The following is a 26,591-nucleotide window of genomic DNA, read 5'->3' on the forward strand; positions in this document are numbered from 1 at the left end:
GACCCCAGACTCCGGACCCCCCATGCTGCCTTGGCTCCTCTATCCCTTCCGCGACGTGATTCCGGGTTTCTCGGTCTTCCGCTACGTAACCTTCCGCAGCGCCCTGGCCGCCGCCACGGCGATGGTGCTGAGCCTGCTGCTGGGCCCCTGGGTGATCCGCACGCTGACGGCCCTCAAGATGGGCCAGCACATCCGCGACGTCGGGCCCGAGCACCACCAGAAGAAGGCGGGGACACCCACCATGGGGGGCATCCTCATCCTGCTGGTGATCACGGTGTCCACCCTCCTCTGGTGCGACCTCAAGAGTGGCGCCATCTGGGTGGCCCTCATGGCCCTGCTGGGCTTCGGCACCGTGGGCGCCTTCGACGACGCGCAGAAGCTCCTCAAGAAGCAGAATCTCGGCCTCACCAGCTGGCAGAAGATGGCCCTCCTCACGGGCATCTCCCTGGTGGTGGCCTGGCTGATCCTCCACTTCGGGCTGCGGGGTTCCGCCACCAGCCACCTGTCCGTGCCCTTCTTCAAGAACTTCAAGCCGGATGTGGGCGTGCTTCTCATCCCCTGGATCTGGCTGGTGATGGTCGGGACCAGCAACGCCGTGAATCTCACCGATGGCCTCGATGGCCTGGCCATCGGCGGCACGCTCATCGTGTCGCTCACCTACGCGATCCTGGCCTACGTGGTGGGCCACGCCAAGATCGCGGCCTACCTGGCGGTGCCCCACGTGCCTGGTGGCGCGGAACTGTCCGTGTTCATGGGCGCCATGGCGGGTGCCTGCCTGGGGTTCCTGTGGTTCAACGCCCACCCGGCGGAAGTCTTCATGGGCGATACGGGCTCACTGGGGCTGGGCGGGGCGCTGGGCACTGTGGCCGTGGTCATCAAGCAGGAAGTGCTGCTGGTCATCGCGGGCGGGCTCTTCGTGCTGGAGGCCGTGAGCGTCATCCTGCAGGTGGGCAGCTTCAAGCTCCGCGGCGGCAAGCGCATCTTCCGCATGGCGCCCTTCCACCACCACCTCGAACTGGGTGGCCTCCAGGAAACGAAGGTCGTGATCCGCCTCTGGATCACCGCCATCGTCTGTTCGATCCTGGCCCTCAGCTCCCTGAAGCTGCGGTAGGTCTCCCTCCTCGGGGAAAGAGGCGGGTCTCAGGCGGACCCGCCATGGGCTGTCCGGGTCCTCCGGAGCCATTCCCGGCGGCGGCCGGGGTACAGGGAAGGGCCCCGGCCGGAGCCGGGGCCCTTCGCCTGGGAATCCTCCTACTGGTTCGCGGGTGCCACCACCTGGTAGATCGAATGGGGCGTGGATACGGTCAGGTCCCCATCGGCGTTGGCCGTGAGTCCCTGGGGCGCGTAGAGAACCGCCCCGAGCATGCTCTTGCTGGCGTTGTTCCCGCCATTGTCCGGGTTGAGATAGCCGGGCTTCAGGCCGAACAGCGTCTGGGTCGTGGTGCTGGTGGTGTAGCCGAGCAGGGTGGTGACATTCCCCGTGGCGGCCTCGATGGCGCGGATGCCGTTCTGGGAACTGGTCGTGCTGCTGCTGAAGTTGTTCACATAGATGTAGCCACCCGCCGACGCGATGCCGAGGGGAGCCACGAACTGGGCGGTGGTGTAAGCGCCGTCCACCCAGCCTGCGGTGCCCGTGCCGACGGCCATCTGCACGGTGCCGGTGGTGTCGTACTTCTTCACCTGGCTCGCGCCGGTGATGGAGACCCACACTGAGCCATCCGCGGCGACGGCCACGCCCGTGGGGTTGGTGCCGGTGGCGGCGACGAAGTCGAGGCTGGCACCCGTGGTGGCGTCGATCTTGAAGACCTTGGCCGCAGTGGAATCCGTGGCGTAGACGAAACCGCCGGTGGAGTCGACGGCCAGACCCGCGTGGTTCGGAGTGGCTGGATAGGTGCCACCGCTCACCGTGAAGGTGGCTTCGGTGAAGGTGCCATCCCCATTGGGAGTGAACTTGCGCAGCTTCTTGGTGGCGCCTGTGTCTCCGACGAACAGGGCCATGAGGGCGCCCGTCGAAGGGTTCACCTGCACGGCGACGCTCTTGGGTGCGAAGAACGCGATGTTGGTCGCCGTGGCGTCCTTGAGGGTGGTGACCGTGCCGTCCGTGGCCATGACGCGGACGAGGTTGTTGACCGTGTCCGCGGCGAACGTGAGGCTGCCGTCGGGAAGGGTAGCCAGGTTGGCGCCCGAAGCGGTTCCGAAGGTGAACTTGGCGCTGACGCCCAGGCCGTCCGCGTTGCCGGTCACCCGGGGCGAACCTGCATAGGCATAGCCCAGGGGCTTGGTGGGGTCATCGAGGGTGTAGGTCAGCTGGCCCGTGGCGGGGGAGGAGACGGCCAGCACCCGGATGGCCTGGTTGTCGAAGCCTGCACCGGCATCCGCCACATAGATCTTCGAACCGGCGGTGCCATCGCCCTGGGCCAGCACGTAGTAGACGTTGCTGAGGCAGGCGGTGGTGGAGGTGGGGAGGGTCGTGGTCCCATCCAGGGTGATGCTGGAGGAGGCGTAGCCTTCGAGCTGGGTTCCGGTCTTGCCAGCGATGGTGATGAGGGCGCCGGCGAGGGAGCCGGAGGCCGGAACCATACGGACGGCGTAGTTGTCGCGGTCCGCGATATAGACATTGCCCGAGGTGTCCACGGAGACGCCCTGGGGGTTCCTCAGCAGGCCGCTGGTGGCAGCCAGGTTGTCGGCGAAGCCGGCCGTGCCGGTCCCGGCGAAGGTCGTGGCGACCGGGCTGGCGCCCGAGAGGTCGATCTTGACGACCTTGTTGGTGCAGACCACGTAAAGGAGCTTGCGGCCGCCGTTGAAGTCCTTCGCCATGGCCGTGGCGCTGGACACGCCGCTGGCGTAGAGGTTGGCGACCAGCACCGGGGCGGGGGCCCCCACCGTGAGGTCCATGGTGTAGAGGTTCCCCGCGGAGGCGGAGTATTCCACGAAGTACATCGTGCGGGTCGCGTCGATCACCAGGGCATTGGTGTTCAGGCTGAAGCTCGCCACGAGACCGGGCGCGTAGGTGCCATCCCCGTTGGGGGTGAGCTTCAGCAGGCGCTTGGTGGTGTAGCCTTCGCCGCCCACATAGATGTCCCCGGTCACGGGGTCCACGGCCATGTTGCGGGGGGAGAGCAGGGTGGTGGTGTCGGTGTTGGTGGCAGCCGCGCCGGCCAGGCCAGGGGTCCCGGCGATGGTGGTGACCCGCCGGTCCGGCGTGACGCGGCGGACGAGGTTGTTGCTGTAGTCGGCCACGATCAGGGTGCCGTCGTTGGCCTTGTCGTCCCAGACGATGGCGTTGGGCCGGTAGAAGCGGGCGGTCGAGAAGCCGGTGAGGGGATCCGCGCCGCCGTCCACATTGCCGCGGCCGGAGCTGAAGGAACCCGCCACGTAATGCAGGCCCTTGGCCGCAACCTTGAGGATGCGGCTATCGCCGCCCAGCGTGTTGGAGCCAGCGAGGGTGAAGCTCTGCCTCCGGACCGGATTGACGGTCGCACTGGTGCTGCCGAGCACATTGGCGCCGTTGAGCGTGAGGGTATCGGCCAGGCCCGTGTAGGACCAGGAGAGGGTCGAGGTCCCGCCATAGGTCGTGGGAGCAGGCGCCGCCGTGAAGGAGGTGATGGACACGGGGGCCGTGCCGACGGTGACTCCCGCCGTCCGGATCACGGGCGCGCCGCCGGCGGCCGGGGTGGCTGACAGGGTGTAGGTCGTGGTGACAGCCGGGCTGACATTCTTGGTGCCGGAGAGGCCGAAGGGGCCGGTCCCGAGGGTCGCATCCGCAGGGTTGGCGGTGAGGGTCACGCTGCTGAACACCCCTGAAGCCAGGCTCGCATCCCAGGCCAGGATGGTGCTGCCGCCCAGGTTGATGACCGCGGGGCTGAGGGTGAAGGCGAGGGGGGTGGCGGCCACGGTGATCTTGATGGGCCGGGTGGTGTTGCCCACCGAATTGGTGGCCGTCACGGTGTAAGTGGCCTGCGCCGCGGCGACTTGGGGCGTGCCGCTGATCACGCCGGTGGCGGGGTCGATGGCAAGTCCGGAGGGCAGGGGGGGATTCACACTGTAGGTGATCGGGGCGCTGCCGGACACCGTGGGGGCGTTGGCGGCGATCTGCACATCCACATAGCAGGTGGCATTCTCGTTGGCGTAGGTCAGGCCCGAGGGCGCCAGGAGCACCGTCACGGCCGTGGTGGCCGTGGCCTTCTGCCCGTCACCGCTGGTCACGGTGAGGGTGTACACACCTGATGTCGTGATGTTGGAGATGGGGAAGGGGACGTTGCTCGTGACCGGAATGTTCCCGGGTGTCACGACCGCGGTTCCGTTGGTGGCGGAGAAGTTGGCCCGGAACCAGGCCGTTCCGCCCTGGGGGATGGACAGGGTGGAGCCGCTGGGAGTGGGCGAGAAGGTCGTCCCGGTCTTGGTGCCGGTGGTGAAGGCGGAGATGTTGGGGGCGGGATGGTCGTAGCTCGAAGGGTTGGAGGCGCAGCCGATCTGCATGGCGACCAGCCCCAAGGCCAGTCCGAATGTCAGGCAGGCCGACGCCCAGAGGGCGCTCAGGCGGGTTGAACGGGTTTGCATGTGCTCTCCTGAAGGATCTCGTGCGATGGGGACAGATGGAGGGATTCAGCCTAGAAGCGCAGCTTGAGCGTGAACTGGGCTTCCCGGGTGCGGTTGTCGGGGCGGTCGATGGCGCCGAAGATCGCCGAGTAGTTGTCCGGATAGGTCGAGGCGTTCTTGGCGAAGGTCGTCTGGGAGGTGTAGTGGTTGGCCCAGTTGAAGACGTTGAAGACATCGACGATGCCCTGGAGGCTGACCTTCCGGGTGAGGCGGAAGGTCCGGGTCAGCCGCAGATCGAAGGTCTTCGCGTTCGGCTGCCGGTAGGTGTTGCGCCCGTTGGCGGTATCGAGGTACTTGCCGTCCCCGTTGAGATCGTCGTAGTAGACGGCCGTGAAGGGGCGTCCTGTCGTATAGGTGGTGACTCCCGAAATCTGGATCCCGTAGACCGGAGGGGCGTACCAGGCGAGCACGGCCCGGAACTTGTGGTCGTTGTCGCTGAGGGCGTAGGACCCCAGGGGATCAGCCGGATTTTCGGTCAGCGCATTGGTGGAGGTCAGGGTGGCCCGGTCGTTGGAATTGTTGTCCTCGGCCTTGGAGAAGGTGAGGTTCCCCCGGAAGCCCCAGCCATTGGTCGTGCGCTTGGAGCCTTCGATCACCAGGTTCTTGTAGCGGCCCTCCCCGTCGTATTTCGAGAGGATGACGTCGCCGTAGCCGAGGAGGTCCAGCTGATGGCCCCGCACGATCGCGCTGTAGGGCCGGGCGGTGACGGCGTTGGAAAAGTGGTTCCAGGGACTGGCGTAGCCATCGTTGTAGATGGCATTGCTCAGGGTGGTGGTGCTCCCATCGGCGTACTGGGCCAGGTTGATGTTCACGGCGTACTGCAGGTTCCTGAACTGCTTGTAGGTCCCGCGGATCGCCCCGGTATAGCCATTGCCGAAGTCATGCTCGATGCCCAGGGACGCGGTGCGCGCCTGGGCCATCTTGGCCTCCGGGTCGATCAGCGTGACGGTGATGGAGTCCTTGGGCAGCAAGGCCAGCTGGCTCATGGGGACCGCCGTCAGGGCGCCGGGGCCCGTGAGAGGACCGGACCAGCGGGAACCGGCGGAGAGCACGCCGCCCGGCTGGAAGTTGGCTAGGCTCGAGGCGGAAGCGGAGGACACGTAGTAGGACATCAGGTTGATGCCGTTGTTCATCATGGCGCCCGAGGTGGTCTGCCCGGGGTTGCCCACGCTGGACCAGCCGTAGCCTCCGCGCACGAGGGTGCGGTGGTCGCCAAAGAGGTCGAAGGTGAAGCCGAACCGGGGGTCCAGCGCACTGTCGTTGGGGGCCCGGTCCAGGCCCTGGAGGCGGGGATTGGGATTCGGGTTGCCGCTCCACCGCTCGACGGTATACCGCGCACCCAGGCTGAGCTGGAGGCGCTGGTTGAAGAGGCCGCCGTACTGGACCTGGGCGTAGCCGGCCAGGTAGTCCAGGTCGAAGGCACTCACGCCATCCAGAGGCGAGTAGCCCTGCGAATAGGTCACGCCAGTGCCGCTGAGGGTTCCGGCGAACCACTGGTTGGCCGCATCGTAGGTGTTGAAGGTCCAGTTCCCGCGGCCACTGGGCAGGTAGCGGTTGTTCATGTGGACCCTCTGGAGATCGACGCCTCCCTTCAGAGTCCAGTCGCCGGTGAAGAAGGTGAGGTTGTCCTGGAACTGGGTGGTCCGCTCCTCGGTGTTCCGGGGATCGATGTAGTACTGGCCCGCATTGATGGCGTAGCTGGTGTCGATGCGGGCGATGCGCACCGGCGCCGAAAGCGTGGTGTTCGGGGTGGTGGGGCGCTTCTCGTTGGCGAACTGGAGCCGGGCCTCGTTGACCAGGTTCGCACTGAGGGTCGAATTGAGCTCCAGCACCGTGGAGAGGCTGGAGAACTTCATGGTCGAGTTGCCCGATTCCGCCGTGTCGCTCCTGCGGGTCCCGGGGTAGATGTCGTTGAGTCCCTCGTACGACTGGGAGTTCAGGCGGACGGACATGCGGTGGTCGGTGTTGATGGTCCAGTCCAGCCGCCCCATGACGGCCAGGTTGGTCTGGCGATCGGCCCACGAGGCCTTGTTCTCCTGGGCCAGAGTCCGGCCCGGCATCGTGGTCATGAGGGAGCCCATGCCGCCAGGGCCGAAGAAGGTGTTGAAATCCGCCGTCGTGTTGCCGGAATACGCATCGTTGAAGCCGAAGGCGGGAACGCTGTCCTCGCTGGTCCGGGCCGCTTCCACATTGATGAAGTAGTGGAGCTTGTCCTTGATGATGGGGCCGCCGAAGTTGAAGCCTGCCTGGGTGGAGTGGAAATTCCGGGTGCGGACGGCCGGGTCGTTCACACTGCCCTTCGGGTCGTAGGACACGGGCTTGACCTTGGCCACCAGGCTGCTGGGCCGGAACAGGATGAAGGCCATGCCGCCCGGTTCGTTCGTCCCCGTCTTGCTCACCGCGTTGATGATCGCGCCCACGGCGTCGCCGTACTGGGCGTCGAAGGAATTGGTGATGACCTGGAGCTCCTTGATGGAATCCTGCCCGAAGGTGAAGGGGATCCGCGTTCCGCCGCGCTGCTCCGTGTTGAACCTCGAGTTGAAGCTCATGCCATCGATCTGGAGGTTGTTCTGGACGCCGCGGGCGCCTTCCACGGAGGTGTAGTAGCTGGTCGCGCCGGTGGCGGCGCCGGGCGTCAGCTGGACGAGGTCGGTGAAGTTCCGGCCATTGATGGGAACGGCCTCGACCAGGTCTTGCGTGATGGAGGTCTGGGTATTGATCTGGGTCAGGTCGAGCCCCTCGGCCTGGGCGACGACTTCCACCACCGCCGCGGCTTCGGCCGAATCCAGGGTGAAGTTCAGGTCTGCCGTCTGCCCGAGACTCACCCGGATGTTCGCGGATTTGCCGGCCCGGAGTCCCTTGGCCGTGACCGCCAGATCATAGGTCCCGATGGGGAGGAAGACGAAGTGGTACTCCCCCCGCTCATTGGTGGTGAGCGTCTGGGAGAAGCCGGTTTCCAGGTTCCGTGCGACCAGGCTGGCGCCCTTCACAGGCGCGCCCTGCCTCGATTTCACGATGCCCCGGATGGCTCCGGAGGTCGTGCTTGTCTGGGCATGCCCGATGACGGCACAGGCCAGAGCCGTGAGAAGAGTCGAGGTTGCGCGCAGTCGCATCAAAAGGCTCCTCGCCCGAAGGGCGTCAGTACTCGTGGAAATCCGGGGACACCGGTTGAAGGGGAACGGTCCATCATAGACGAGGCATCGCTACTTTATGCTTCAATTTTCGTGAGTCCCGGGTAAAAAGCGCGTAATATCCCTGCTTTCCCATTGGGGCCTGGCCTGTTCAGAGCTACGCTGGGTGATCCCAACACCTGAGTCTTGTGGGTATCCAACCGGGGCGCCTGGCCGGCTTGACCGTCGCCTCATGGTCTTTGTGGGCCGAAGGGTCTGGAATCGATCCGCCTTTCTCCCCTGGTCTGAAGCAGAGAGACATCATGACGAACCCTCAGAAACCATTCTTCCGCCGAGTGCTCCCGGCCTTCCTGGTGGGGGCCCTGGCCCTGATGCCTGCCTGTGGCGGAGGCGGGGGCGGCGCCAGCACCGGGACCACCTCTGCCCAGGCCTCCAGCCCGGCGATCACCACCCAGCCGGCGTCCCAGGTGGTGCTGGAGGGCGCGAAGGCCACCTTCAGCGTCACGGCCACCGGAAATGGCACCCTCAGCTACCAGTGGCGGAAGAACGGAACGGACCTTGCGGGGCAGACCGGGAGCACGCTGACCTTCGATCCCGTGACCCTGGCCGATGGGGGCAGCTACGCGGTGGTGGTGACCAACGCGCTGAATGGCGCCAGCGCCAGCACGACCAGCGCGGCGGCGACGCTCACGGTGAGCCCGAAGGCGACCTCGCCGATCATCGCCGCCCAGCCGGCGTCCCAGACGGTGCTGGAAGGCGCGAAAGCCACCTTCAGCGTCACGGCCACCGGAAACGGCACCCTCAGCTACCAGTGGCGGAAGAACGGAGCGGACCTCGCGGGGCAGACCGGGAGTACGCTGACCTTCGATCCCGTGGCCCTGGCCGACGGCGGCAGCTATGCGGTGGTGGTGACCAATGCGCTGAATGGCACCAGCGCCAGCACGACCAGCGCGGCGGCGACGCTCACGGTGAACCCGGCCAACAGCACCGCCCCCGTCATCACGGCCCAGCCGCTCAGCCTCACCACCGTCGCGCCTGACGGGGCGACGTTCTCCGTGTCCGCCACCGGAACGGGAACCCTCCGCTATCAGTGGCGGAAGAACGGGAGCAACCTCGTCGGGGCCACTCAGCCGAGCTATGCCGTCAGCGCCACGGATCTGCAGGAGACCAGCGCCCAGTTCAGTGTGGTGGTCACGGACGATGCCGGCGGCACGACCAGTCAGAACGCCACCCTCACGGTCATGGCACCAGAGCCCACCTATGCGGGCGATCCCATCGCTGTTCCCGCCCGGGCGCTCACGGTCCTGCCTTCGTACAACGTGGGAACCGCCTTCCCCCACGGGGCCTTCCGGCTGGGCTACGACGAGTCGTTGAAGAACCCTGCCTGGACGGCCTACGCCAACTTCAAGTTCATCGCGGCCTACGCCAACGGCACTCGGACCTTCCTCGCGGATGACCGGCTGGTGGCCCCCCAGGTGACCGATGCCGACTACTCCGGAAGCGGCTGGACCCGGGGCCATCAGGTGATGATGTCCGATCTGGCCTACCGCTACGGTTCCCAGGCGGGTACGGACTCGTGCCGCCTGTCGAATGTCGCGCCGCAGGATACGGACCACAACAACAACTTCTGGAACAACCTGGAACAGATGATCGGCGGGAGCTTCACCGGGAGCGGTGGGGCCTGGGTCCCGGGCGTGGCGGATGCCAGCGGCCGGATCTGGATCTACACCGGACCGACCTTCGAGGCGAATGCGGCCCTGCTTCCGGGGGCGGTGGCCCCCGTCCGCATTCCCAGCGGCTTCTGGAAAGTCGTCGTCCGGGAAGTGGCGCCGGGGCAGCCCAAGGTCCTGGCCATCCTCACTCCCAATCGATCGGGACTGCCGGCCACAGACGCGGGGATCCAGCAGTACACGACTTCGGTCGCGCGCATCGAGGCCCTCACCGGCCTGGACCTCTTCCCGAATGCGGCTGTCCCCCTGCCGGCGGGCTTCAAGACCGGAGTGGACGTGCGTGGCTGGGGCAGCCACTTCGAGGTGACGGGCGCGCCCAACGTGCACATGGTCGAACCCAGCTGGGACGGCACGGCTTCCATCGGCGTGAACTACACCTTCCAGGGCCAGGCCACCAGCTCCAACAGCTCCGTGGCCTCGGTGCGTTGGGATTTCGGCGACAGCACCACCGCCACCACTCCGAATGCCACCCACACCTACTCTGCGAATGGCACCTACAGCGTGGTCTTCACGGCCACGGACGCCCTGGGGGTCAGCCGTTCCGTCACCCGGGTGCTCACCTTGACCGGCGGAAACCAGGCCCCGGCCGTGGCGGGGCTCCCGGCCTCAGCCTCCACGCCTGTGGATACGCCCCTGGACATCCCGTTCACCGTGACTGATGACGTCGCCCCCCTCAGCGTCACCTTCTCAGCCACCTCCAGCAACCAGGCCATCGTGCCAGACGGCGGCCTCACCGTCGCGGGGACGATGGCCAGCCCGATCCTCCACATCGTGCCCGCCGCCGGGGCCACGGGTACGGTCACCCTCGCCCTCAAGGTGACGGACGGGGACCTGGCCAGCACCACGAAGACCCTGACCCTCTCCGTGGGGACGCCCCCGCCGCCGGCCGGGCTCGCGGAGCACTTCACCTGGGCAGGCATCGGCAGCTATTCAACCGGAGACTACACCCTGGCGACCGGCTCCTGGCACTTCGTCACGACCCTGAGTACGACCAGCGACTCCAACGACGCCAAGAATGACGGTCAGAGCCTGCGCATGAAGGCCGTGGCCGGCAGTGCGGTCTGGATGAACTTCGACTACGGCGATGCCGCCACGCCCGTCTCCTCGGTCAGCGTGGCGTACGGTGTCTACAAGTCGGACGAAACGAATGCCAGGTCCGCTGCTTTCTCCCTCTACTACTCGAACGATCAAGGCGTGACCTGGACCAAGATCGGCAACTCGGTGACGGCCACCTCCAACACCCTCAGCACCGCCACCTTCGGTGGGCTCAGCCTCACCGGCCCGATCCGCTTCAAGATGGCGGTGGACGGCACACCAACTGCCCGGCTGAACCTGGACGACTTCGTCGTCCAGTAGCCCCCACCAGACAGCCGCCGGCCGGTCCACGGATTCCGTGGCCGGCCGGGTGGGTGTCCTAGGGCAGGGGCTCGAGGGCCAGCGGCTTCGGCTGGGTGGGCCATGGGCGGCCCAGGATGTAGCCCTGGCCCCAGGGCACATCGGCGTCCATGACGGCCTCCAGCTCCTCCAGGGTCTCGATGCCCTCGGCGATGAAGCCGATGCACATGTGCCTGGCGAAATGGGAGAGCGCGTTGAGGAGTGCGGCCTGGTAGGGCCGACGATGGACCTGCTCCACGAGGCTCCGGTCGGCCTTGATGAAGTCCGGTGCCAGCCGTGCCATCTGCGTGAGGCTGGCCACGCCGGCGCCCAGGTCGTCCACGGCCACGCGCAGGCCCAGGTCGCGCAACCGCTTGGCGTAGGACTGGAGTGCCTCGAGGTCATGCACGCCCTGGGATTCGGTGAACTCCATCACCACGAATTCCACCGGGAAGGGCAGGGCTTCCAGCCAGCGGGGAAGGCAGCGCCAGAATCCGGGAGCTTCCAGGCTCACGGGCTCCAGGTTCACGAAGTGCAGATGGCTCCCGTTCCCGCCCTGGCTCAAGGCCGTGAAGGTGGCCTCGAGGAAGCGGAGATCCAGAGCCAGCCGGTCCTTGGGTGCCAGGGTCGGGTCCTGGAGGATCGGCCCCACGGGATGAGTCGCGCCGTCCGGGCTCTGGAGGCGCGCCAGGTACTCCTGGGCCATCATCCGGTTGTCGCTGAGCCGGTACATGGGTTGGACGTGAGGCACGATCGCGCCTTCTCCGCTCAGTAGACTTTCCAGGATGCCCTTGGGCATGGCCGCTCCGCACTCGTTCAAGGGTCCCGCAGCCAGTGTAGCGTGCCGGCGGTCCGCATGCAGGAAGCTTCAACCCGGGTTACGCTGGACATGGGGGGCGACATGCGCACCGTGGTCATGGGGGCTGGACGTTCGGGCCTGGCGGCAGCCCGATTCCTGGTGTCGCAGGGGCAGTCGGTGGTGCTGACCGATACCCAGCCCAGCCCGGAACCAGAGCTGGAACTCGAGCTGGCGAAGGCGGGCATCCCCGGTGTCTGGGGCAGCCATCCTGCGTCCCTCCTGGAACAATGCCGCGAACTCATCATCAGCCCTGGAATTCCTCTTACCGCGCCCTTTGTCGCTGAGGCTCTTTCTCGCGGAATTCCTGTGATCGGGGAAGTGGAACTCGCCCACCGCACCCTGCGGGCCCGTCACGATGGCAGCCGGGTGCTGGCCGTGACCGGCACCAATGGCAAGAGCACCACCACCGATCTGGTGGCGCACCTGCTGCGGACCTCGGGCCGGCCTGCCGTGGCCTGCGGCAACCTGGGCACCCCGGTCATCGAGGCCGTGGCCGCCGGCACGCCCGGCTCGCTCTACGCGGTGGAGCTGAGCAGCTACCAGCTCGAGACCGTGGCTGGATTCCATGCGGAGGCAGCGGCCTTCCTGAACCTCACGCCGGACCACCTGGCCCGGCACGGCACCCTCGAGGCCTACCGCCGGGCCAAGCTGCGGATCTTCGAACGGCAGGGCTCCGGGGATCTCCGGGTGGTGCCTGCGGCCCATCCCGAGTGGTGGCAGGACGCGCCGGGCGACGGGCGGACCGAACGCTTCGGCTGGACCGGGTGCGAGGCCTGGTGCGATGCCGCGGGCCACCTGCACCTGCATGGCCAGGCGCTCCTCCACCGCGACGATCTGCGGATCCCCGGCGACCACAACGTGGAGAACGCTCTGGCGGCGGCCCTTCTGGCACGGCACGGCGGCGCCACGCTCGAGGCCATCCGCGCGGGATTGCGCACCTATCCGGGCCTGGCCCACCGCATCGCCTTCTGTGGCGAGAAGAGCGGTGTGAAGGCCTACAACGATTCCAAGGGCACCAACGTGGACGCCACGGTGACGGCCATCCGCGCTTTGCCGGGGCCGCTGGTGCTGCTGCTGGGCGGCACGGACAAGGGCGCCAGCTACGAGCCGCTGCGGCAGGCGCTGGATGGCAAGCTGCGCCGCCTGGTCTTCCTGGGTGACGCGATTCCGCAGCTCACCCGCGACCTGGGCGACCTGCCCCACGAGGTGGTGCCGGTCTTCGACGAGGCCGTCCGGGCGGCCCTTGCCCTTGCGCACCCCGGCGACCAGGTGCTCCTCAGTCCCGCCTGCGCCAGCTTCGACCAGTTCGACAATTTCGAGCAGCGCGGCGAGCGGTTCGAGGCGCTGGTGCAGGCCTGGCTCTGATAACATAACCCATAGATCGTCTTTATCTGGCTGGGTTGGGCCCCTGGAGCCTCCCGAGGTTCAGATATGCCGATCCGCTGGAGGCCCCGATGCATGACGCCACCCGAATCGCCGCTGACCTGCGAATCATGTTGGGACAGGATGCCGTCCTGACCGACGTGGAGGACCTCGCCAAGTACGAGTCCGGCTGGCGGTACGGGAAGGGCAAGGCCCTGCTGGCGGTCCGCCCGGGAACCACCGATCAGGTTGCGGAGGTCATGGCCTACTGCCACGAGCGGGGCGTCCGCGTGATGCCCCAGGGCGCCAACACCGGCCTGGTCGGCGCCTCCAACCCCGACGCCAGCGGCGAGATGCTCGTGCTCAGCCTGGAACGGCTGAACAAGCGGCTGGAGATCGATCCGGTCAACCGGACGGCGGTGGTGGATGCCGGCGTGCTGCTCAGCACGCTGAACGGGGCCCTCGCCGAGCACGGCCTCATGTTTCCCATCGACCTCGGGGCGGATCCCACCATCGGCGGCATGATCGCCACCAACACGGGCGGCACCCGGCTCCTGAAGTACGGCGACGTGCGCCACAACCTGCAGGGTGCGGAGGCGGTGCTGGCGGACGGCACGGTGGTGGACGTGATGAACCACCTCCGGAAGAACAACACCGGCTTCGATCTCAAACAGATCCTCGTGGGCACCAGCGGCGTCTACGGCGTGATCACCGGAGCGGTGCTCCAGGTGGTGCCCGTGCCCCGGCAGGACGCGACGGCCCTGGTGGGCTGCGCCTCCGGGGACGCGGTGCTGGCCCTGCTGAAGGCCCTGGAGCGGGAACTCGCGGACGTGTTCACGGCCTACGAGGTCATCAGCGCCAACGCCCTGAACCCCGTGTTCAAGCACCACGACACCATCCGGAATCCCTACGGCAGCACCAGGCCACCGGCGTACACCGCCCTGGTGGAGCTCTCATCCACCCTGCCTGAGACGGCCCTGAACCTGCCGGAAGTCCTGGAGGAGCGCCTGGGGGCCTTCCTCGAAGCCGATGGCGGCGAGGGCATCACGGACGTCTTCATGGGCAAGCCCGAGGACTTCTGGGCCATCCGCCACCACATCAGCGAAAGCCTGCGGAACGAGGGCAAGGTGCTGGCCTTCGACATCAGCGTGCCGCGAAGCCGCATGGCCGCCTTCACCGATGCCGCCGTGGCCCTGCTGGCCCAGGACTATCCCTTCGTCCGCTGCTGCGACTTCGGCCACTGGGGCGATGGCGGGACCCACCTCAACCTGGTGTGGAACGAGGCGGAGTCGCCCCGGCCGACGGCGGTGATCGTCGAGGAGCTGCAGTCGCGCATCTACGAGCTGGCGGTCCGCGGATTCGACGGTTCGTACAGCGCTGAGCACGGCGTCGGCCCCCACAACCAGCGGTTCTACGATGCCTACACCCCGGAGCCGGTGAAGGCCGTGAACCAGGCGCTCAAGCAGCGGCTGGATCCCGAGGACCTGCTGGGCACCACCCGGCTCGGCTGAACCCGGATGTCGGACTGATTCTCAAGGAGCCAATCATGGGCGGAAAGAAGTGGATCTATCTCGTGCTGGCGTTCGCCTGCCTGGCCGGGATCCTGTGGTTCATGCCGACCTCGGCGGCCCTGAAGCCGGCCGCGAAGGCCTCGCTGGCCATCGCGGTCTTCGCCATCATCGTCTGGGTCACGCAGGCCATGGACGATGCCCTGAGCGCCCTCGTCATCGTGTTCCTGCTCGCGGCCCTGAAGGCCACCGACCTCACAGGCTCCTTCGCGGGCTATTCCAACACGGCCCTGTGGCTCATCGTCATCGGCTTCATCATGGCGGCGTGCATGGAGAAGTCGGGGTTGTCCAAGCGCATTGCCCTCTTCCTCGTGAACGCGGCGGGCGGCTCGGCCATCAAGGTCTATTGGGCCGTGGCCGTCGTCATGGCGGTCCTCAGCTTCCTGGTGCCCTCCATCACGGCCCGTACGCTGCTGATGCTCCCCATCATCCTGGGCGTGGGGCAGGCCTTCGGCACCAAGGCCGGCGAGAGCAACATCGTCAAGGCGCTGCTCTTCATCGTGGCCATGAGCGGCACCATGATGAGCATCGGCGTCCTCACGGCCCACGTCGGCAATCCCATCACGGCGGGCCTCATCCAGACCGCCACCAAGACCACCATCTCCTGGTCCCAGTGGCTGAAGGTGGGCGCGCCCCCGGCCTTCATCCTCGCCTTCGTGTCCGTCTACGTGATCCAGCTGATGTGGCCGCCCGAGTTCAAGGAACTGGGCAAGGGCCAGGATTTCGTCCGCAGCGAACTGGCCGCCCTCGGCAGGTTCAGCGGCATGGAGGCCTACACCCTGGTGGTGTTCCTCATCACCCTGGTGCTCTGGGCCACGGACTCCTTCCACAAGATCAACGTGGTGATCATCGGCATGCTGTCCGTGATCCTGCTGCTGTGGCCCGGCAAGGGCGTCATGACCTGGAAGGAGGCCCAGGCGAAGGTGCCCTGGAACGTCTTCGTCCTGTACGGCGCGGGCCTCTCCATGGGCACGGCCCTGGCCAGTTCCGGCGCGGCCAAGTGGCTGGCGGGAACCATGCTCTCCCCCATCGTCACCATGCCCCACGCCGTCCAGATGGTGATCCTCATCTGGTTCATCACCCTGCTCCAGATCTTCTTCACCGGCGGCGGCCCCAAGACCACGGCCCTCACGCCCATCATCATCGCCCACGCCGTGGCCATCGGCGCGAATCCCCTGGGCTTCGCGCTCATCCTCGGCATGAACATGCAGCACCAGTATCTTCTCCCCGTGAGCAACATGCCCAATGCCGTGGCCATGGGCACCGGGCACGTCACCACCAAGGAGCTGATGAAGACCGGGGCGGTCATGAGCGTCCTGGCCGCGGTGTTCATGACCGGCGTCGTCTTCACCTACTGGAAGTGGCTGGGCCTCGTCCAGTGATCGCCATCGGCGGGATCTCCCGGTAGATTCGAAAAGTCCCCCAGGAGATCCCATGCGCACCTCCCTGCTCGCCCTCCTTCTCGCCGCCCCGCTTCTCGCGCAGGCCCCCCCGTCCAAGGCCGATGCCTTGGCACCGGTCCGGTTCCTGGCGGGGGAGTGGGTGGGCGAGGGGGATGGAAAGCCCGGCTCTGCCAGCGGCGCGGCCTCCTTCCGCTTCGAGCTGGAGGGGCAGGTCCTGGTGCGGCGCAGCCACGCCGACTACCCCGCCGCCAACGGCCGGCCCGCCGCCCACCACGAGGACCTGCTGACGGTCTTCGCCGAAAGCGGCCAGCTCAAGGCCTTCTATGTCGACAACGAGGGCCATGTCATCCGCTACCTGGCGGCCGCCGTGCCCCAGGGGGTGGCCTTCACCAGCGAGGCGGCCCCCGGTCCGCGGTTCCGCCTGACCTACCTCCGCGGGGCCGCCGATACCGTCACGGTCCGCTTCGAGATCGCCCCGCCCAACGCCCCCGACGCCTTCAAGACCTACCTGGAAGGTGTCACCCGCAGGGTGAAGTGACCCTCAAGCGCCTTCCCCTACATGCGAAACGGCCCCCGGTTTCCGGGGGCCGTTTCGCATGTAGGGGAAGGATCAGGCCTTCCCGTGTGGTTTCTCCACCCAGAACCTGGCGGGCGCATAACAGATGGCCATGAAGACCAGCTGGCTGATGATGAAGCCGGTCAGGGCGTAGAAGGCCTGGTCCATGAAGCCGTAGGAGTGCAGGCCCACGCCGAGCATGTTCACGCCGAACCAGGAGCAGGCGGTGATGACGTTGCCGAAGATCGCCATCACCATGGTGCCCCGCTCGCGAACGTAGCCGGCCCAGCGGGCATGGAGGATGATGGCGTTCCACAGCACGATCATCAGCGCGCCGTTCTCCTTGGGATCCCAGCCCCAGAAGCGGCCCCAGGACTGGTCGGCCCAGATACCGCCCAGCACGGTGCCCACGAAGCTGAAGAACAGGGCGAAGCAGATGATGCCGTAGGCCATGTCCACCAGGGCCTTGTCGGTCTCCGGATCCACCTTGGTGACGATGTGCTTCCGGATGGCGTAGCCGATGGCGATGGCACCGGCGAGGAAGGTGCCGGAGTAGCCGATGGTGATGGTGACGACATGGGTGGCCAGCCAGAAATTGGAGTCCAGCACGGCCCGCATCATTTCCATGGTGTCGCCCTCGGTGCCGAGGTTCTGGGCCACGATGAGGGATGCGAAGCCCGCGGCGGCGGCCACGGCGGTGCCGAAGCCCTTGCGGTACATCCGCTCTACGATGAGGCCGAGGATCACGGCGCCCCAGCCCACAAACACGGCCGAAGAATAGAGGTTCGTCACCGGGGGGCGGCCCTGGAGGATGATGCGCGCCGCCAGGCCCAGGGTGTGGACGATGGCGCCGGCGAAGAGCAGCGAGTAGGCCGTGGGGCGCAACAGGTCGGGCTTGTAGATCCAGGAGATGCACAGGACCATGAACGCCACGAAGTAGATGGAGAGGCCCACGAAGAAGGGCTGGGCGCGGTTGAAGACGACTTCATTGTTCGCGTGGCTCAGGGCGCCGGGCTTCAGGGTGGAGACCACGCCATTCATGTCGGCCAGGGCCTGGTTGAAGCTGGCGGGATCGTTGGCGGCATAGGCGGCGTTGAGCCGGGCGAGCGGCACCAGGGCCGGGTGGACGCCCTGGCCGGAAGCCATGGCGCGGAGTCCCTCACCCACGTTCTTCCAGGCGTCGGGGTTACCGCCGGGCAGGGGGGGCAGAATGCGGAAGGCCGCGAACTGCATCAGTTCCTGGTGGCGGGCGGAAGCCTCGGCATCGCTGATCGACTGGAGCTCCCAGCCGAGGCCGGGCGACCCCGCCAGCTGGAGGGTGTTCCGCAGCTTGTAGTAGAGGTAGGCGCGGTCGAACAGGTTCACGATGGCGCTCTGGAAGCGGGTCCGCTTCTGGGGCGCGATGGGCTGGGCGTTCTGCGCCTGCTTCTGGATCTCCTCCAGGTGGGAGGACAGGTCCGCGAAGCTGAAGTAGTTCCGGTTCTTGGTCTGCTTGGCGCCGATCAGGCCGATGACATCCGGATCGTCGATGACGAAGATGGGCTGCTGGTCGGCCACCTGGGGCCGGAACATCACATCGAGGAGCCACTCGTCGGGCCCGATGGTGCGGCCCTCGTAGCGGAAGCCCTGGCGGCTGTGGATGACCAGCAGGGAATTGCGGGCCAGGGAATCCAGCGGCTTGACGCGGCCACCGTCCAGGATGGGGATGTTGCCGAAGCCGGCGGCGTCGAAGCCGCGGACCTTCCCGCCGGGCAGGGCGAAGATCAGCGCGATGAGCAGGGCGAGGACGCCGGCGCCCCAGGCGAGGTATTTCTGCACGAAGGTCATGTCAGCCCTCCTTCTTGTCCTGGCGCCGCTTCAGCGAGCGCCGCAGGACGATGGCGAAGTGCACGAGCAGGCCCAGGGAGACCAGCACGCACGACACATAGGGGAGAAGCCAGCCGGGATTTTCAACCACGGAAAGGACAGAGAGCGTGTCGTTCTTGCCAAAGCTCGCCTGGTAGAAGGTCTTGCCCTCGTACCGCAGCGGCTGGTTCATGTAGATGAGCACTTCCCGGGACTCCTTCTGGGAGGGGTTCACCACCTGCACCAGGCTCGAGAAGTTCTTCGGGATGTCGGTGCCCGGGTAGACGTCATGCCGGAACTGCTTGAGCGTGAACGAGTAGGGCAGGTACTGGCGGCGCAGGCGCATGGAGAGTGAGTAGGTGTGCCCCTCATGGGTGAAGGACTGGGGCGCGCCGAGGGCCATGGAGGCCAGCCAGATGCCGTAGCTGTGGCCTCCGGCGATGGGCTCCACCAGGACGGACCCCATGTTCATCTCGTTGTCGTTGGTGACCGTGGGCCGCTCGACGATGGCGACGTTGGGGCCGATCCCGGCTGTGGCGCCCGAAGGCTGCCCGCCGGCGCCCAGGTTGGAGAGCTCGGCATTGGGGAAGTAGCGCTTCACATTCAGGGTGATGGGCGTGCCCGGGATGGCGATGGTGCCGCCCTTGGACAGCAGGGTGTCTGGCACCGAGTAGACCTCGTCCCAGGTGGGATCCGTGGTGTCGATGACCGCCAGTTCCATGTTCTTGTAGCTCTGGACGTAGTTGACGGTCTGGCCCACCTCGATGGACATGTTGGTGTCCACCTGCATCAGGCCGGCCACGAACTCGCCGGCGAACAGGATCACCAGGCCCGCGTGGACCAGCCACATGCCGGCCTTGGCCCAGCTGCGCTGGATGTCGAGGGTCTTGGCGATGAGGTTCAGGGTGAGCATGAGGCCCACCAGGCCGCCGCCCGGGAAGGTGGGAACCGGGAAGGACAGGAAGCTGAACTGGTGCCAGACGAAGAAGCTGCGCATGTAGGCGTTCACGGCACCGGCCGTGCCCAGTTCCACCTGGGCGAGGGTGCAGAACACCACGAGAAGCATGAGCAGGGCCAGCAGCACGATGGTGAGCTGGAAGGACTTGAAGAAAGCCCAGATGCGGGAGGCGAGTGTCTTAATCAAGGCGGAGGCTCTCCAGGATGCGCATGAAATCAGGCTTGGCCTTGGCTACCGGACCGGCATCGCCCGTGAGCTTGAGGAACCAGGTATTCCCGTCGGGGGTGGAGATCAGGCCGGCCACCATGCGGCTCTTGGTCTGGCCTTCGCTGGTGAAGTCGTAGACGTTCAGGGCACCGGCCTTGGTCTTGACCACCACCCGCGCGGCGGCCAGGGCCGCTTCGTCGATGGGGCCCAGGCCGATCTGGCCGCGCCAGCGGTTCACGTTGGCCAGCTCGCCGCCGGCGGGTCCGGGCAGGACCACCACGGTGGCCTCGTTGCGCCCGGCCACCGGGGACTTGAAGGTGGCGTAGCGCATCCCTTCGCCGGTGGCCTCGCTCCAGCCCTTGGGGAGGGACCACTTCAGGGAGCCCTGGCCGGAGGGCCTGGGGGGGGCGGGCATGTCGCCCTCGGCCAGGGGCATGCCAGCGGGGGCTTCGCCCATGGCGGCCATGGGGGAGCCGGCGGTCGGCGCCTCCTTGGGCACTCGGAAGTGGCTCACCTGGTCTCGGTTGCATCCGACGGCCAGGGCCAGGAATCCGGCACCGGCCAGCAGGGAGGCCTTCTGGAGGAAGGGCAGGGAGCGGTGGGGAGGCGTCGATGTTTTCAACAAGGGGTTCCTCTGGGACACATCAGAATACCGGACCTTCCGGGGCGAAGACAGGTGACATTGGGCAAGGCTTACAGTTCGAAAGGCTGGACAGCTTCATCGATGAGTTTGGCTAATTGTTGGTCTTTATCGGTGATACCTCCCGCGTCGTGGGTGGTGAGGGTGATCCGGACATGCCCCCAGCCAAAGATGATATCTGGGTGGTGATTCATGGCCTCGGAAGGTTCCACCACGGCGGTCACAATCCGGAAGGCCGTCATGAAGTCCGGGGTCCGGAACTCCCGGACCAGGCATCCGTCCCGTTCGATCCAGGTCACGGCTTCACCTCCAGGGCCAGGGTGGCCTCCAGTTCAGCCAACTCCGCCTGGAGGAGCCATTCGCCTGGGAAAGCGCGGGCCTTCCCGGCCAGGATCCGGCTCCGGGCTTCGTTGGGGAGGCCCCCTTCTCTCAGGGCCCGGGCCTCCATGTACAGCCCGGCCAACTCCGGGGGCAGCGAGGCGGCCTTGCGGGCCCGGGCCTGGGCCTCGGCCTCGCCTTCCGCAAAAGCGCCCAGCCCGCCGTACCAGCGGTCCCAGGCGCCCGGGTCTGCCGGGCCGCCGGCCACGGAGGGCAGGCCCGGGCTGAGGAAGAGGAGGGCCCAGCTGGGCAGGTCCAGAGGGCGGCCGTCCTGGTGGCCCCGCAGGTTGATCACCTCGTGCTCGCCCACCCGGAAGCCGGTGAGAAAGAGCCCCGAGGGCAGGTCCAGGCTGAAGGGGCCATGGGGGGGCAGGGCTCCGCGGCCAAAGGCCACCAGCGCCGAGCCGGGCCAGGGACGGTCCTCCGCGACACCGCCCCGGGAGAGCAGCACGGGGCCCTCCACCCGCACCAGGGCGGTGGACAGTCCCGGGGCCAGCTCGCCGCGGGCGGGGATCCGCGCCACCACCTTGCCCGTGAGTTCGAGCCCACCCTCCAGGCCCAGGTGGTTCACGGTGCGGGCCCGCAGGGCCTCCTCCAGGCCATGGTCGCCGCCCCGGCGCCAGCTGAGGGTGGCCTCGAAGGCCTCCAGCACCGCGAACAGGTGATCGAAGTCCCGGGCCACGAAGAGCTGGGGCTGCATGCAGGTGATGTCGTACTCGGTGTCCACGCAGCCAAGGCCCAGCGGCACCTTGGCCACGGCTGATGTGAGGCAGTGGGCGGCTTCGCCCAGGCTGCTGAGGAGCCCGGCGCCGTAGAGTTTCGGATCCGCCAGGTCGCCCACCAGGCCGTATTCGGCCGTCCACCAGTAGAGGCGGCTGGCCTTGGTGCTTTCGCTCACGTAGCGGCGGCTGGCGGAGGCGGCCCGGAGCCGCTCCTCCGCAAGGTGGACTTCCGTCCCGGTGGCCTCGGGATCCTCCTTGACCACGCTGAGGTTGCGGATGGCCTCATAGACCGCCTGGTCCTCCACGGAGGCGATGGCGCGGAACCCGGCCTCCCCGCAGCGCTTCAGGTAGTCCGCGTAGCGGCGGTCCGCGAGGATGGGCGCGTGGCCCGCGCTTTCGTGGACGATGTCCGGCGCCGGCGTGTATTCGATGTGCTCGTGGCTGCGGATGTCCGCCGCGATGGCCAGGACGCCCAGGGACTGCAGCTCTGTGAACACGGCCGGGGGGATGAAGCCCCGCACGCCCACGGCGGACCAGCCCAGGCCTTCGAGCTTGAGGTTCATCTCATCAAGGCTGGGGATGCGCTCCAGGCCGATCCCCGTGGCCGCCAGCCCGGTGAGGTAGCTGCCGTGGGCCGTATCCTTCAGGCGGTCGGCGAGGCGGTGGAGGATGTGCCGCCAGACGGCGTGGTCCCGCGGGGTGTACGCCTCATAGTCCTGGGCCGCCACATAGCGCCGCAGGTGGGCCGGAAGCCGGTCGATGGCGCGCTGGGTGGGGCTGGGAGACGCGGAGGTGGAGGCCATCATTGAATTCTAATCCGAAATCAATGACTCGTCGCCCGCCATTCCTGAATCTGGGAACCCACAAAGGTCCAGGGAATCCGGCCGGCGGCGGGCTACCCTGGTTCCATGCCCTTCGACCCCTGGGAACCCTACCGCGACCTGCGCTTCGCCGGCACCCGGGAACATCCGGTGCACGGACCCTGCTTCATCGCCGAGGGCCGGATCCTCGTGGAGGATCTGCTCTCGGCGGGCCGGGCGGGGCGCCTGCAGGTCGTATCCGTGGCGGCGACCACCCCAGCCGCCGAAGCGGCGCGGGCCCTGCTTCCGGCCGGGACGGAACTGCTGGTGGCCGAGCCGCAGGCCCTGTCGGAACTGGCGGGCTTCTCCTTCCATCGCGGCCTCATGGCCCTGGCGAAGGTGCCCCCGCCGCCCCCGCCTTCGACGCTGCTCCCGGCCCGGCGCCTGCTGGTGCTGCCGAGGCTCTACGACGGCGAGAACCTGGGCCTGCTGCTGCGCAGCGCGGCCGCCCTGGGACTGGATGGGGTGCTGGCGGGGCCGGGGCCGGGTCTCTGGAGCCGCCGCACGGTGCGGGTGTCCATGGGCGCGATCTGGCGCATCCCGGTGTGGCGGGTGGAGGATCCCTGGCCCTTTCTCGCTGACTGGAAGGCTGCTGGCCCCGGCTCGGAGGTCGTCGCCGCCGCGCTCACGCCGCAGGCGGAGAACGCCCGCGCCTGGCGGCCCGCGGCCCGCTGCGCCCTCGTGATGGGTCCCGAGGACACGGGCCTGGATGCGGACCAGCTGGCCCACTGCGACCGCGCCGTGGCCATCCCCATGGCCTCCGGCATGGACAGCCTCAATGTGGCCGCCGCCGGGGCCATCCTCATGTTCCGGATGGTGGAGCCGGGCTAAGCCTCCCACGGGGGCGTACCTTTGGGGTGGCGCGGACCGCGGCCCGCGGGAAAGGAGGCGCCATGAATGCCGTGAAGCATCCCACCTCGCCATCCCTTGAATGGCTGGATCCCAAAGTGCGGGAGCCCCGGTATGAACTTCATGCCGGCGACGAAGTCGTGGCGAGGCTCACGCTGGAACCCTTGTGCCGCACCTTCGCCACGGCCGAGACCGCGGACCGCAGCTGGACCTTCCGGCAGACCGGTATCCTGGCGTCCCTGGTCCACATCCGCGAGAAGGGTTCCAGCCAGGATCTGGCTGTGTTCCACCCGGGTTTCCTGGGCCGGGGGGACCTCACCTTCGCCGATGGTGAGACCTTCTCGTGGCGCCCGGACCATCGCCGAGGCACCTGGTCGTTTCGGGACAAGGGCGGCGAGGCGGTGCTCACGCTCCGGCTGGAACCTTCGCCTCCAGGCGAGCCCTGGCCCCACCGGACGAAGGCGGAAGTCGAGATCCCGCCTGAACGGCGCACAGGCCCGAACATCCCCCTGCTGACCGCCTTCGGCTGGTACCTGATCGTCCTTCGCCAGTAGCAAGGGCTATTTCTCGAAGGGACATCGCCGACCGGGATGTCCGGAAGCCACGCACTCCAAGGTGCCTTCTGACTCCCAGGTGCGCGTGGTCTAGAGTGGAATCCTGTCCTTCAAGGAGTCCCCATGGCCACCGCCAAAGCCTACGCTGCGACCTCCGCCACCGCTGCCCTCGCGCCCTTCCAGATCGAGCGCCGGGCCGTGGGGCCGCACGATGTCCAGATCGAGATCGCCTACTGCGGCATCTGCCACTCCGACCTGCACCAGGTGCGGGACGAGTGGGGTGGCTCCAAGTACCCGATGGTCCCGGGCCACGAGATCGTCGGGAAGATCACGGCCGTGGGCGCCCATGTGAAGGCCTTCAAGGTCGGCGGCCTGGCCGGCGTGGGCTGCATGGTGGACAGCTGCCGCACCTGCCCCAGCTGCCAGCGCAAGCTCGAGCAGTTCTGCGAGAAGGGCGTGGCCTGGAGCTACAACAGCACGGAGATGGACCGGGTGACCCCGACCTACGGCGGCTATTCGTCCAGCATCGTGGTCGACGAGGCCTTCACACTGAAGGTCTCCCCCAAGCTGGACCTGGCCGCAGCAGCCCCGCTCCTCTGCGCGGGCATCACCACCTACTCGCCCCTGCGCCACTGGAACACGAAGAAGGGCGACAGGGTGGGCGTGGTGGGTCTGGGCGGTCTGGGGCACATGGCCGTGAAGATCGCCGCCGCCATGGGGGCCGAAGTGACCATGCTCAGCACGTCGAAGTCGAAGGAGGCTGATGCCCGCAAGCTGGGCGCGCACCACTTCGGCCTCACCTCGGAGGATGCCACCTTCAAGCGGCTGGCGGGCCAGTTCGACCTCATCATCGACACCATCTCCGCCCCCCACGACTACAACAAGTACCTGGGCCTGCTCCGGGTGGAGGGTGCCATGGTGCTGCTGGGCGTGCCGCCTGAACCCACCCCGGTGGCGGCCCACGCGCTCATCGGCGGCCGCAAGACCCTCAGCGGCTCGCTCATCGGCGGCATCCAGGAGACCCAGGAGATGCTCGATTTCTGCGCCGAGCACGGGATCGTCTCCGACATCGAACTCATCCCCGTCCAGCAGGTGAACGAGGCCTACGAGCGGATGCTGAAGAACGATGTCCGCTACCGCTTTGTGCTGGACATGAAGACGCTCTGACCGGTCCGTGCCGCCGGCAGCCGCAGCCTGAATACAGACGCCCCGCAATCGCGGGGCGTCTGTATCCAGGGGAAAGGCGATTCAGAAGGGGCCGGCCACCAGATCCAGGGTGGCCCGGGGGCCGCCCTTGGTGCCCATGGGCATGGGCTCCGCCCCGGTGACCTCGATGATGCCCTTGATCTTCGGGTCATAGAGCAGGGCCCAGTTGGTCGCCTGGCCCTGGGCCATGACGCAGCCGTTCTTCAGCGCGGCGGGGGTGGTTCCGAAGGCGGGAATCCGGTCGGCGACCCCGTGGACCACCAGGGTGGCGAAGGACGAGCCGTCGTGGACCAGCAGATCCCTCGGCATGAGGGCCAGGAGCTCGACCTTCCGCTGAGTGAGCACGGCTGCCGCCCGCTCGACCTGGAGGGGGTAGCGCGCATCGATCACCGTGAGGGTGGATCCGTCGGGCAGGGCCCGCTGCAGGTCGGCCACCAGCTCCTTCGTGACGCCGTAGTTGCAGACGACTCCGAAGTGGGTCTTCCCCGGGAAGACAAGGCCTGCGGTCTTCACCACGGGGCCGAAGTCGTCCGCGACCAGGGCGGTGGAGAAGGCTGCCAGGGCGAGCAGGGTGATGGGTCGGAACATGGAACACCTCCGTGAAGGGGACCCGGCCGGGCCCAGGTGGATGCCCAGCCGAAGCTGCGGCAGGGGGAAACCTTGGCCGGGGCGCCTCACCGCGCCATGGTGGCTGCCTTATGGCATAAAGATTGGTTAGATGTGGTTTGTAACGTGGGTATGGGGCCATCGCGAGGTTTGGCCGTGTCTCGTGACCCGGCTGTTAGATCCGCGTGAGATCCCTGTATTGAAGAAGACCCCGTGGGTCCCATACTTGCCACGCGACCTGTGGTGCCAAATGACCCGACTGGCTTTTGGCGGTTTTGAACTGGACCCCACCACCGGAGAACTCTGGAAGGGGGAGGAGGGCGTCCGCATCCAGGAGCAGCCGCTCAAGCTGCTGCTCTGCCTGCTGGAGCGGCCGGGACAGGTGGTGGGTCGCGAGGAGCTCCAGAAACGGGTGTGGAAAGGGGACATCCACGTTGGTTTCGAGGATGGGCTCAATGCAGCGGCATGGCGGCTCCGGCAGGTTCTGGGGGACTCCGCCGAGCAGCCCCTCTACATCGAGACGGTGCCCCGCAAGGGCTACCGCTTCATCGGGAAGGTGCTCCCCCTGCCCGGGAAGGCGCCTCCTCTTTCAGGCTCCTTCCCCATGCCGGTCTTCCGGCCCTCCACCAACTCCAGCCTGCACCCGGCGATTCGGGGCAACCGGCGCTGGGGAACGTGGAAACTGGGGCTGTCGATCGCCCTGGGATTGGGTCTCCTGGGCGCCGGCGCCATCCTGTGGGCCACCCTGAGGCCGAAGCCGGTGGCCTTTGTGATGCACCCGCTGGTGAACGTGACCGGCGACCCGGCGGTGGACTACTTCGCTGCCGCCCTGACCCGGCAAGTGGCCCAGGATCTGGCGGCCGAGCCCCGGTTGAAGGTCCTGCCCGTCGCGGCGGCATCCGCCGGGCAGGAGGCCCTGCCCCCCGATGGCCTGAGGCTCACCTGGACCTTGGCCAGGGAGTCCCAGGGGTACCGCATCACCATGAGCCTGAGCGATGCCCAGGGCCATGGTCGTGGCGACCGGGTGATCCAGGTCTCCTCCGAGGATCTTCACCGGGCGCATCAGGCCATTGCGGCTTTCCTCATGGAGCAGGCCGCCCAGGGTTCTCCGCCGGGGACTTGATCCATGGCCCCTGCAGGGGAGGATGGCGGGCTTGGACGCAACCCGCCGAGTGGATGGACCT

At 67.4% G+C, this 26,591-nt stretch carries 19 protein-coding genes; 10 read left to right on the forward strand and 9 right to left on the reverse strand.

The annotated features are described in order from the left end of the window. Positions 1-22 precede the first annotated feature (22 nt). The gene (mraY, locus tag MLE43_RS00845; RefSeq protein WP_243300790.1) at positions 23-1,111 is read left to right on the forward strand and encodes a phospho-N-acetylmuramoyl-pentapeptide-transferase; all 1,089 of its coding nucleotides are present in this window, start codon (positions 23-25) and stop codon (positions 1,109-1,111) included. 140 nt (positions 1,112-1,251) lie between these two features. Here the strand turns inward: mraY and MLE43_RS00850 are convergent, their stop codons facing one another. After that, complete coding sequence (locus MLE43_RS00850) at positions 1,252-4,560, reverse strand: putative Ig domain-containing protein (RefSeq protein ID WP_243300791.1); 3,309 nt, start codon at positions 4,558-4,560, stop codon at positions 1,252-1,254. Between the two features lie 50 nt (positions 4,561-4,610). After that, complete coding sequence (locus tag MLE43_RS00855) at positions 4,611-7,712, reverse strand: TonB-dependent receptor (RefSeq protein WP_243300792.1); 3,102 nt, start codon at positions 7,710-7,712, stop codon at positions 4,611-4,613. A gap of 320 nt (positions 7,713-8,032) precedes the next feature. On the opposite strand from MLE43_RS00855, the gene MLE43_RS00860 reads away from it, so the two are divergent. Continuing rightward, positions 8,033-10,816 (forward strand): immunoglobulin domain-containing protein, encoded by a 2,784-nt coding sequence (locus tag MLE43_RS00860; protein ID WP_243300793.1) that lies wholly within the window; start codon positions 8,033-8,035, stop codon positions 10,814-10,816. A 58-nt stretch (positions 10,817-10,874) separates the two neighbouring features. Here the strand turns inward: MLE43_RS00860 and MLE43_RS00865 are convergent, their stop codons facing one another. Next, positions 10,875-11,633, reverse strand: a complete 759-nt coding sequence (locus MLE43_RS00865; RefSeq protein ID WP_243300794.1) for an EAL domain-containing protein — start codon at positions 11,631-11,633, stop codon at positions 10,875-10,877. A gap of 102 nt (positions 11,634-11,735) precedes the next feature. Between MLE43_RS00865 and murD the strand changes: the two genes are divergently transcribed. The 4 genes from murD to MLE43_RS00885 all read left to right on the forward strand — a co-directional run bounded on the left by murD (position 11,736) and on the right by MLE43_RS00885 (position 16,564). Next, positions 11,736-13,058: a UDP-N-acetylmuramoyl-L-alanine--D-glutamate ligase gene (murD, locus tag MLE43_RS00870; protein ID WP_243300795.1), complete on the forward strand. Its 1,323-nt coding sequence runs from the start codon at positions 11,736-11,738 to the stop codon at positions 13,056-13,058. A gap of 89 nt (positions 13,059-13,147) precedes the next feature. After that, positions 13,148-14,566, forward strand: coding sequence for an FAD-binding oxidoreductase (locus tag MLE43_RS00875; RefSeq protein WP_243300797.1), 1,419 nt, complete (start codon positions 13,148-13,150; stop codon positions 14,564-14,566). A 35-nt stretch (positions 14,567-14,601) separates the two neighbouring features. Further along, complete coding sequence (locus MLE43_RS00880) at positions 14,602-16,005, forward strand: SLC13 family permease (RefSeq protein ID WP_243300798.1); 1,404 nt, start codon at positions 14,602-14,604, stop codon at positions 16,003-16,005. 52 nt (positions 16,006-16,057) lie between these two features. After that, positions 16,058-16,564 (forward strand): lipocalin/fatty acid-binding family protein, encoded by a 507-nt coding sequence (locus MLE43_RS00885; RefSeq protein WP_243300799.1) that lies wholly within the window; start codon positions 16,058-16,060, stop codon positions 16,562-16,564. Positions 16,565-16,636: 72 nt separating this feature from the next. On the opposite strand, the gene MLE43_RS00890 is transcribed toward MLE43_RS00885, so the two are convergent. From MLE43_RS00890 to MLE43_RS00910, 5 genes are all read right to left on the reverse strand, one after another. Next, entirely contained in the window at positions 16,637-18,409 is a 1,773-nt protein-coding gene (locus MLE43_RS00890; RefSeq protein ID WP_243300801.1) for a cytochrome c biogenesis protein, read from the reverse strand. 1 nt (position 18,410) lies between these two features. After that, positions 18,411-19,571, reverse strand: coding sequence for a cytochrome c biogenesis ResB family protein (locus MLE43_RS00895; protein WP_243300803.1), 1,161 nt, complete (start codon positions 19,569-19,571; stop codon positions 18,411-18,413). Next, positions 19,564-20,214: a hypothetical protein gene (locus MLE43_RS00900; RefSeq protein ID WP_243300804.1), complete on the reverse strand. Its 651-nt coding sequence runs from the start codon at positions 20,212-20,214 to the stop codon at positions 19,564-19,566. Before MLE43_RS00900 ends, MLE43_RS00895 begins: the two co-directional genes overlap by 8 nt. Positions 20,215-20,285: 71 nt before the next feature. Beyond that, positions 20,286-20,531: a 4a-hydroxytetrahydrobiopterin dehydratase gene (locus tag MLE43_RS00905; RefSeq protein WP_243300805.1), complete on the reverse strand. Its 246-nt coding sequence runs from the start codon at positions 20,529-20,531 to the stop codon at positions 20,286-20,288. Continuing rightward, complete coding sequence (locus MLE43_RS00910; protein WP_243300806.1) at positions 20,528-22,135, reverse strand: aromatic amino acid hydroxylase; 1,608 nt, start codon at positions 22,133-22,135, stop codon at positions 20,528-20,530. Before MLE43_RS00910 ends, MLE43_RS00905 begins: the two co-directional genes overlap by 4 nt. Positions 22,136-22,240: 105 nt before the next feature. Between MLE43_RS00910 and MLE43_RS00915 the strand changes: the two genes are divergently transcribed. The 3 genes from MLE43_RS00915 to MLE43_RS00925 all read left to right on the forward strand — a co-directional run bounded on the left by MLE43_RS00915 (position 22,241) and on the right by MLE43_RS00925 (position 24,762). Next, positions 22,241-23,023 carry a TrmH family RNA methyltransferase gene (locus tag MLE43_RS00915; RefSeq protein WP_243300807.1) on the forward strand — a complete coding sequence of 261 codons (783 nt, stop codon included), beginning with the start codon at positions 22,241-22,243 and terminating at the stop codon, positions 23,021-23,023. Positions 23,024-23,085: 62 nt separating this feature from the next. Beyond that, on the forward strand, positions 23,086-23,595 hold the full coding sequence (locus MLE43_RS00920) for a hypothetical protein (protein WP_243300808.1): 510 nt from the start codon (positions 23,086-23,088) through the stop codon (positions 23,593-23,595). A gap of 123 nt (positions 23,596-23,718) precedes the next feature. Next, positions 23,719-24,762, forward strand: coding sequence for an NAD(P)-dependent alcohol dehydrogenase (locus MLE43_RS00925; RefSeq protein ID WP_243300809.1), 1,044 nt, complete (start codon positions 23,719-23,721; stop codon positions 24,760-24,762). Positions 24,763-24,843: 81 nt separating this feature from the next. On the opposite strand, the gene MLE43_RS00930 is transcribed toward MLE43_RS00925, so the two are convergent. Then, on the reverse strand, positions 24,844-25,389 hold the full coding sequence (locus tag MLE43_RS00930) for a hypothetical protein (RefSeq protein ID WP_243300812.1): 546 nt from the start codon (positions 25,387-25,389) through the stop codon (positions 24,844-24,846). A gap of 268 nt (positions 25,390-25,657) precedes the next feature. Between MLE43_RS00930 and MLE43_RS00935 the strand changes: the two genes are divergently transcribed. Then, on the forward strand, positions 25,658-26,530 hold the full coding sequence (locus tag MLE43_RS00935) for a winged helix-turn-helix domain-containing protein (protein ID WP_243300814.1): 873 nt from the start codon (positions 25,658-25,660) through the stop codon (positions 26,528-26,530). Positions 26,531-26,591 lie beyond the last annotated feature (61 nt).

The sequence above is a fragment of the Geothrix oryzisoli genome (assembly GCF_022808865.1).
Taxonomy (GTDB): domain Bacteria; phylum Acidobacteriota; class Holophagae; order Holophagales; family Holophagaceae; genus Geothrix; species Geothrix oryzisoli.

What these genes read in the sequence shown, in the direction of transcription:
- mraY (WP_243300790.1), top strand. Translation starts at nt 23, where the DNA reads ATGCTGCCTTGGCTCCTCTATCCCTTCCGCGACGTGATTCCGGGTTTC.
- MLE43_RS00850 (WP_243300791.1), bottom strand. Translation starts at nt 4,560, where the DNA reads ATGCAAACCCGTTCAACCCGCCTGAGCGCCCTCTGGGCGTCGGCCTGC.
- MLE43_RS00855 (WP_243300792.1), bottom strand. Translation starts at nt 7,712, where the DNA reads ATGCGACTGCGCGCAACCTCGACTCTTCTCACGGCTCTGGCCTGTGCC.
- MLE43_RS00860 (WP_243300793.1), top strand. Translation starts at nt 8,033, where the DNA reads ATGACGAACCCTCAGAAACCATTCTTCCGCCGAGTGCTCCCGGCCTTC.
- MLE43_RS00865 (WP_243300794.1), bottom strand. Translation starts at nt 11,633, where the DNA reads ATGCCCAAGGGCATCCTGGAAAGTCTACTGAGCGGAGAAGGCGCGATC.
- murD (WP_243300795.1), top strand. Translation starts at nt 11,736, where the DNA reads ATGCGCACCGTGGTCATGGGGGCTGGACGTTCGGGCCTGGCGGCAGCC.
- MLE43_RS00875 (WP_243300797.1), top strand. Translation starts at nt 13,148, where the DNA reads ATGCATGACGCCACCCGAATCGCCGCTGACCTGCGAATCATGTTGGGA.
- MLE43_RS00880 (WP_243300798.1), top strand. Translation starts at nt 14,602, where the DNA reads ATGGGCGGAAAGAAGTGGATCTATCTCGTGCTGGCGTTCGCCTGCCTG.
- MLE43_RS00885 (WP_243300799.1), top strand. Translation starts at nt 16,058, where the DNA reads ATGCGCACCTCCCTGCTCGCCCTCCTTCTCGCCGCCCCGCTTCTCGCG.
- MLE43_RS00890 (WP_243300801.1), bottom strand. Translation starts at nt 18,409, where the DNA reads ATGACCTTCGTGCAGAAATACCTCGCCTGGGGCGCCGGCGTCCTCGCC.
- MLE43_RS00910 (WP_243300806.1), bottom strand. Translation starts at nt 22,135, where the DNA reads ATGGCCTCCACCTCCGCGTCTCCCAGCCCCACCCAGCGCGCCATCGAC.
- MLE43_RS00915 (WP_243300807.1), top strand. Translation starts at nt 22,241, where the DNA reads ATGCCCTTCGACCCCTGGGAACCCTACCGCGACCTGCGCTTCGCCGGC.
- MLE43_RS00920 (WP_243300808.1), top strand. Translation starts at nt 23,086, where the DNA reads ATGAATGCCGTGAAGCATCCCACCTCGCCATCCCTTGAATGGCTGGAT.
- MLE43_RS00925 (WP_243300809.1), top strand. Translation starts at nt 23,719, where the DNA reads ATGGCCACCGCCAAAGCCTACGCTGCGACCTCCGCCACCGCTGCCCTC.
- MLE43_RS00930 (WP_243300812.1), bottom strand. Translation starts at nt 25,389, where the DNA reads ATGTTCCGACCCATCACCCTGCTCGCCCTGGCAGCCTTCTCCACCGCC.
- MLE43_RS00935 (WP_243300814.1), top strand. Translation starts at nt 25,658, where the DNA reads ATGACCCGACTGGCTTTTGGCGGTTTTGAACTGGACCCCACCACCGGA.